This window comes from Ruegeria atlantica, assembly GCF_013032455.1.
Classification (GTDB): Bacteria; Pseudomonadota; Alphaproteobacteria; order Rhodobacterales; family Rhodobacteraceae; genus Ruegeria; species Ruegeria atlantica_B.
Window position 1 is genome coordinate 237,257 of the sequence record NZ_WQCF01000008.1, and the last position, 6,450, is coordinate 243,706.

6 protein-coding genes are annotated in these 6,450 nt (G+C 57.9%); 2 read left to right on the plus strand and 4 right to left on the minus strand.

What is annotated here, in order from left to right:
• Window positions 1-3: 3 nt before the first annotated feature.
• The 3 genes from GOW93_RS15370 to iolC are packed head-to-tail and all read right to left on the minus strand — an operon-like array spanning window position 4 to window position 2,666.
• On the minus strand, window positions 4-843 hold the full coding sequence (locus GOW93_RS15370) for a class II fructose-bisphosphate aldolase (protein WP_170386116.1): 840 nt from the start codon (window positions 841-843) through the stop codon (window positions 4-6).
• Window positions 840-1,676: a 5-deoxy-glucuronate isomerase gene (locus GOW93_RS15375; RefSeq protein WP_170386118.1), complete on the minus strand. Its 837-nt coding sequence runs from the start codon at window positions 1,674-1,676 to the stop codon at window positions 840-842. The genes GOW93_RS15370 and GOW93_RS15375 overlap by 4 nt, the downstream gene beginning before the upstream one ends.
• Before the next feature lie 9 nt (window positions 1,677-1,685).
• Window positions 1,686-2,666, minus strand: coding sequence for a 5-dehydro-2-deoxygluconokinase (gene iolC, locus GOW93_RS15380; RefSeq protein ID WP_170386121.1), 981 nt, complete (start codon window positions 2,664-2,666; stop codon window positions 1,686-1,688).
• A 112-nt stretch (window positions 2,667-2,778) separates the two neighbouring features.
• Between iolC and GOW93_RS15385 the strand changes: the two genes are divergently transcribed.
• A complete protein-coding gene (locus GOW93_RS15385) occupies window positions 2,779-3,882 on the plus strand; it encodes a Gfo/Idh/MocA family protein (protein WP_170386124.1) in 1,104 nt (367 codons plus the stop codon).
• A 37-nt stretch (window positions 3,883-3,919) separates the two neighbouring features.
• Complete coding sequence (locus GOW93_RS15390) at window positions 3,920-5,053, plus strand: Gfo/Idh/MocA family protein (RefSeq protein WP_170386127.1); 1,134 nt, start codon at window positions 3,920-3,922, stop codon at window positions 5,051-5,053.
• On the opposite strand, the gene GOW93_RS15395 is transcribed toward GOW93_RS15390, so the two are convergent.
• The gene (locus GOW93_RS15395) at window positions 5,054-6,052 is read right to left on the minus strand and encodes a LacI family DNA-binding transcriptional regulator (protein ID WP_170386130.1); all 999 of its coding nucleotides are present in this window, start codon (window positions 6,050-6,052) and stop codon (window positions 5,054-5,056) included.
• Window positions 6,053-6,450: the final 398 nt, after the last annotated feature.

The following is a 6,450-nucleotide window of genomic DNA, read 5'->3' on the forward strand; positions in this document are numbered from 1 at the left end:
CGATTATCTTTGCGGTGGCGCTCCGAAAGCGCGAATGACGGTACGTGCCGCAGCTTCGACCGGGTCGTGGGTCTCTTTCAGGATGGTGACGCGGTCGAACCTATCAGGGTCGCGGTTCACCGCCTCGCGCAGCGCTGCACCGAAGGCCATCCGCAATTCGGTCCCGATGTTGAACTTGCAGATCGAGGTTTCGCGGGCAAGGCGCGTGCGTTGTTCCACCGGCACGCCAGAACCGCCGTGGATGACCAGAGGCACCTCGGTCATGGCATCGATCTGGCGGATGCGGTTTTCGTCCAGGCCGCCCTCTTTGTTCTGTTGCAGGTGGACGTTGCCGACCGAAATGGCCATCGCATCCACGCCGCTTTCGCGGGCGAATTTTGCGGCCTCAGCCGGGTCTGTCCCGTTTGAACCTTCACCGCCGGAATAGCCGACAAAGCCGATCTCACCCTCGCAGGAAATCCCGGCGGAATGGGCCATTTCGGCAATCGCGGCTGTCTCGTCGATATTTTGCTGCAGAGGTTTGCGCGAGCCGTCGAACATCAGCGATGTGAACCCGCTGTCGAGCGCGATCTTGCAGTCTTCGAACGTGTACCCGTGATCCAGATGGGCCACGACCGGGACCGATGCATTCTCGGCCAAATGGCGGAACATCTTTCCTAGAACAGGCAGCGGCGTGTGCTCGCGGCAACTTGGTCCGGCTTGCAGGATGACGGGGGCGTTTTCAGCCTCGGCTGCGGCGACGTAGGCGCGCATGTCTTCCCAACCAAGCGTTACAAGCCCGCCCACGGCATAGCCTTGTTCGTATGCGGGTTGCAGGACGTCCTTAAGCGTAACGAGTGTCATTTGAACTTCGCGATCATGTCTTTGATGCCCGGAATCGTTTCAATCTGATAGGCGTGGGTGGGTTGAAAGTATTGCACCAGAGACCGCTGGCTCAGACCTCCGAGGATAGTGAAATAGTACATCTCGTACCCTGGCAGCGCGCAGCAGGGGTGGTAGCCCTTGTCGATGCAAATCGTTGAGCCGTCGACGATGTGATAGGCATCACCCGGCTCGTTATCCTCGCGCTGCAACATCTGCAGGCCGGAGCCCCAATTGGGTTTAAAGCGGAAGTTATAGGTTTCGTCATGCCGTGTTTCATCCGGCAGACGGTTGGTGTCGTGTTTGTGGCTAGGAAAGCCTGACCAGCCACCCTGACCAACGGTGAACAGCTCGCTCACCAGCAGGCGACCGACTTTGTCGTGCTGTTTCTGGCCGAGGATGTGTTTGATTTTGCGGTGTGTTTTGGTGTCGTCGCTGCCATATTGTACAAGGTCATGCTGGCGCACATCGAACGGTTCGAGCACTTTGTCGAATTTGGCGCCCGCGATGAAAACTTCAGCCTCGTCCGACATGCAACCCATCTGTACTTTGGCGCCGACCGGGACGTAGACGCCTTCGGGCTCGCCATCCCAGACATCCTCGCCGCGGTTGCCCAGCTTGGCGAATTGAACGCCTTCGACGTCAACATCCACGCTGCCCGTGGCAGGCACGATGCAGGTTTCATAACCCGGCACCTGATATTCGAACGCCTCGCCACGGCGCAGCTTGACGATGTTGAAATAGTTCAGCGGAACCGTCGGGTCGTCCGCATCGACGATGGGTTTGTTCTGATTGTCATAGGGCGCGATATGCATGGGAAACTCCTATGTGGTCGGGCCGGGATGATCGGCCAGGAATGCGTTCAGCTCGGGTGTTGTGGGCATGGCGGGGGCGCAACCGGGCTGAGACACCACGATCGATGCGCAGGCCGAGCCGCGCATGACGGCGTCCTCAAGCGAATGCCCCGCCGCGATTGAGGCCAGCAAACCCGCCATGAAACTGTCGCCAGCACCGTTGGGTTTGACGGCGGTAACCGGGTAAATGCCGGTGCGGATTTCCTGACCGTCCACCAGCGTAACGGCACCTTTTTCGCCCATCTTATAGACGACTATGCGGCCGGGTTTTTCGGCCAGTTCCTTGGCTTTTGCGAACCCGTTATCGATGCCGCCAGCCATAAAGCCGAACTCTTCATCATTGCCGACAATCAGGTCACTGGCCTCTCCGGCGCGGGACAGGACTTCGGCGGCCACTTCGGATGAGGGCCAGCTATAGGGGCGGTAGTCGATGTCGAAGATGATCGGCAGACCCGCCGCGCGGGCGTTGTCAAAGGCGCGGAACGTGGCGCTGCGTGAAGGTTCCGCGGCAAAGACGGTTCCGGCTGAGATCACGGCTGAGAAGGACGAGTAATCAATCCGGTCCATATCTTGTTCGGTGACCTGAAAGTCGACCGCACCGTTGCGATAGATGACGTTCTGAAAATTCTCGATCCGGCTTTCGTACACAGCCAGAGACATGCGGTATTCGCCGCCCAGAACACGGATATAAGACGTGTCTACGCCGTAGTGCTGTAGGCGATTCAGGCAGAACCGACCCACCGCATCGTCCGAAACTGAAGTAATCAGCGACGCCTGACTGCCCAGCTTGACCAGTCCGGCGCAAATATTCGCAGATGACCCGCCCAGATCGGCGTGGAACGTATCGGCATCTTCGCTTTTGACGCCAATGGGGTCAGCATACAGGTCCATGCCCGCACGGCCCAGCACGGCAAAATGGTTTCCCTTGATACCGTCTATCAAAGCGGTCAAGTCATATCCTCCGATAAAGTGGGGTCGGCAAAGTTTGGACCTTGCGCTGAATCGATTCACACGATACTGATTTTGCAACCGGTTGCAAATAATATGTTCGGAGCCGCGATAGATGCCTGAAATTGGAATTGGAATCGTAGGTGGCGGCTATATGGGCAAGGCGCATTCAGTTGCCATGTCTGCCGTGGGGGCCGTGTTCAACACTGCGTTGCGGCCGCGGTTGGAGATGATCTGCGCCTCGACCCCCGAAAGCGCAGATCGGTATCGGACCGCCTATGGGTTCAAACGCGCGACCGAGGATTGGCGGGTTCTGGTCAATGATCCAGCAGTTGAGGCTGTGGTTATTGCCTCACCCCAGGAAACCCATCGTCAAATCGCCGAGGCGGCCTTAGCGCTGGGCAAGCCGGTGCTGTGCGAAAAACCCTTGGGTGCGTCAATGGAGGATGGTGCGGCAATGGTTGCTGCAGCCGAGGCGTCAGGCGTCACGAATATGGTCGGGTTCAACTATGTCCGCACACCCGCCACGCAATATGCGCGTAAGTTGATTGCCGACGGCGAATTGGGTGACGTTACGTGGTTCCGTGGTGAGCACACTGAAGATTTCTACGCTGACCCCGAAGCACCGGCCACATGGCGCACCACGGGCATGGCCAACGGGACCATTGGCGACCTCGCTCCTCACATGATCAACGGAGCTTTGGCTTTGATTGGGCCCGTTATTTCAGTGATGGCCGAGGTCGAAACGGTCCACGAAACCCGCCCCGGCGGTAAGGTTACCAATGACGACCATGCCCAGATCATGTGCCGGTTCGCGAACGGCGCGATGGGCAATATTTATGTCAGCCGCATCTCAACCGGGCGCAAGATGGGCTACGCGTATGAGATATCGGGCACCAAGGGCGCCCTGCGTTTCGATCAGGAAGACCAGAATGCCCTTTGGTTTTATCGCCGTGAAGGTCCCGAGGCGCAGCGCGGCTTTACCAAGATTCTGACCGGTCCGGCGCACCCAGATTACGAACCGTTCTGCCAAGGGCCGGGTCACGGCACCGGCTATCAGGACCAAATTATCATCGAAGCCAAGGATTTCCTTGAGGCGATCCATTCCGGAAAGCCCGTCTGGCCCACTTTCCGCGACGGGCACGAAGTTAACAGGGTGCTGGCCGCCGCTTTAGCCTCGTCCGAGCGACAGCAGTGGCAAAACATTCGCGATTACTGATCGCGCAACCGTTAAATTCTGAAGAGAGACCAAGACCATGGCAAAGCTGAAATGGGGTATGATCGGTGGTGGCGAAGGCAGCCAGATCGGGCCCGCGCATCGTTTGGGTGCACAGGCGGACGGGATGTTCGAATTCGCCGCTGGCGCGCTGGATCACCGCCCCGAAGTGGGCCGTGAATACGCGCAACGATTGGGTGTCACCAGCGACCGTGCCTATGGCAACTGGAGAGAAATGCTCGCAGGGGAAATGGATCGAGAGGACCGGATTGATCTGGTAACCATTGCCACCCCCAATTCGACCCACTTCGAGATCGCCAAAGCGTTCCTCGAGGCCGGTTTCAACGTGCTCTGTGAAAAGCCGATGACCATGACCGTGAAAGAGGGCGAAGAGATCGTTCGCGTGGCCATGGCCTCGGGCAAAATCTGTGCGGTCAACTATTGCTATTCCGCCTATCCGATGGTGCGGCAGGCCCGCGCGATGGTGCGGGCCGGCGAAATTGGCAAGGTGCGTCTGGTCGTCACCAATTTCAGCCACGGCCACCACGGCGACGCCACTGATGCCGATAATCCACGCGTCCGCTGGCGCTATGACCCGGCAATGGCTGGTGTCTCGGGCCAGTTTGCCGATTGCGGTATCCACGCGCTGCATATGGCCAGCTTCATCTGTGATGACGAGGTCAAGACGCTGTCCGCTGACATGGCTTCAACCATTTCCAGCCGTGAACTGGAGGATGACGCCATGATCAACTTCCGCATGGAAGGCGGCACTGTGGGTCGTCTTTGGACGTCCTCTGTGGCCATCGGGCGGCAGCACGGGTTCGACATTCAGGTTTTCGGGGAAACCGGCGGGCTGCGCTGGGCCTCTGAACAACCCAATCAATTGATCTACACGCCCGTCGGTGGTCGTACTCAGATCATCGAAAAAGGTGAGGGCGGCCTGCATGACGAAGTGCAACGGCTGTCCCGAGTCGCCATTGCGCATCCCGAAGGGTTTCCGTTGGCTGTGGCCAATATTTACTGCGATCTGGCCGATGCGATCCGGGGCGAAACCCGTGATGGACTGCCCGGTGCCGCCGATGGGGTCAGGTCGATTGCTGCCGTACACGCGGCCGTTGCATCGGGCAAAGAGGACGGTGTCTGGAAAGACGCTCGCCCGCCAATGTTCCGCTGATTACGCGCGGGGTCTCAACGTGCCCCGCTCGATCACACGACAGGGGAAGATGCGCGCCTCGGGGTATCTCTGAGGCTCCTTCAGCATCTCAACGACCAGATCAACCGATGAAGAAATAATTTGTTTGATCGGCTGGTGTATGGTGGTCAGATCGATGCTTTCCCAACGCGACATTTCCATGTCGTTCAGACCGATGATGCCGATATCCTGACCCGGTTTTAGCCCGTGATCGCGCAGGGCTGACAGGGCGCCGATGGACAGGATGTCGTCACCGCAGAAATAGCCTTCGGCTGGGTTGTCCTCTAACAACCGCAGCATCTCGGAACGCCCGGCTTCAAAGGAATAGGCCCCCGCGAAAGAGTGCGATTTCTCTATGTCAGGGTGTTTTTCGACCTCTTCCATGAAGCCTCGGTACCGGTCCATGGCCGAGGTTGCGTCTTGGGGGCCGCCCAAATATCCAATGCGCTTGTACCCGCGTTCCAACAACTGCCGCGCCGCCATGCGCCCGCATTCCACGTTGTCGATTCCCACAACGTGAACCTCGGGCGACGTGGCCGAGCGTCCGAAGGTATGCACCACAGGAACCCCCGCGTCGTGGAATGCTTTGGCAAAGCTGGGCGGCAGCGTCGAGGATGCAACAATGACGGCATCCACCGAGTATTGCCGCAACATCCGTACTGAATTTGCGGGTTCGGTTTCATCCGTCAGGTTCACGATCAGAGGACGCAGCCCACGTTCCTGTAGCGCGCGGGTAAACTGATCGAATACCTCCAGGAATATCGGGTTGTGAAAGTTGTTCGAGATCAGCCCGATCAGCTTGGTCCGCCCGGTTGTCAGCGAAGATGCCAGCGCATTGGGGCTATATCCCAGTTCCTTTGCGGCCTTTTCAACTTTGCTTCGTGTCTTGGCCGAAACTGACGCGCCTTCGGTAAAAGTGCGGGACACAGCCGAACGTGACACGCCAGCCAGCGCGGCGACGTCTTTGAGAGTGACGCTCATGACGAGAATCCGCAGGTTGCGAGAAGGCAGGCAATCAAATTCATAACGGAGATACTATGCACCATTGGTCGGGACTTGCAATCGGTTGCAAGTCTGCGTTGCAATGAATGCCAAGTTTGTGACTATCCGGCGATAATGGGGAAAATGGTGGGTGATGAGAGACTCGAACACCAAACAAACATATATAAATCAAGTACTTATCCGGTTCTTTGTAACCGTGTGACCGACTCAAAAATGAACCTAATGACCATACGTAAGCCTGGGCATCCAATCATTCCTCATCCGGGATCAGAGCGCGACATTTAATCTCCATCCCGATCCTCTTTACCTACGCGTTTCCCGCTGAGCAGCCTCATCTGACTGGTCCAAATTGATTGTTAGTGCATCGTCGGCCTGTA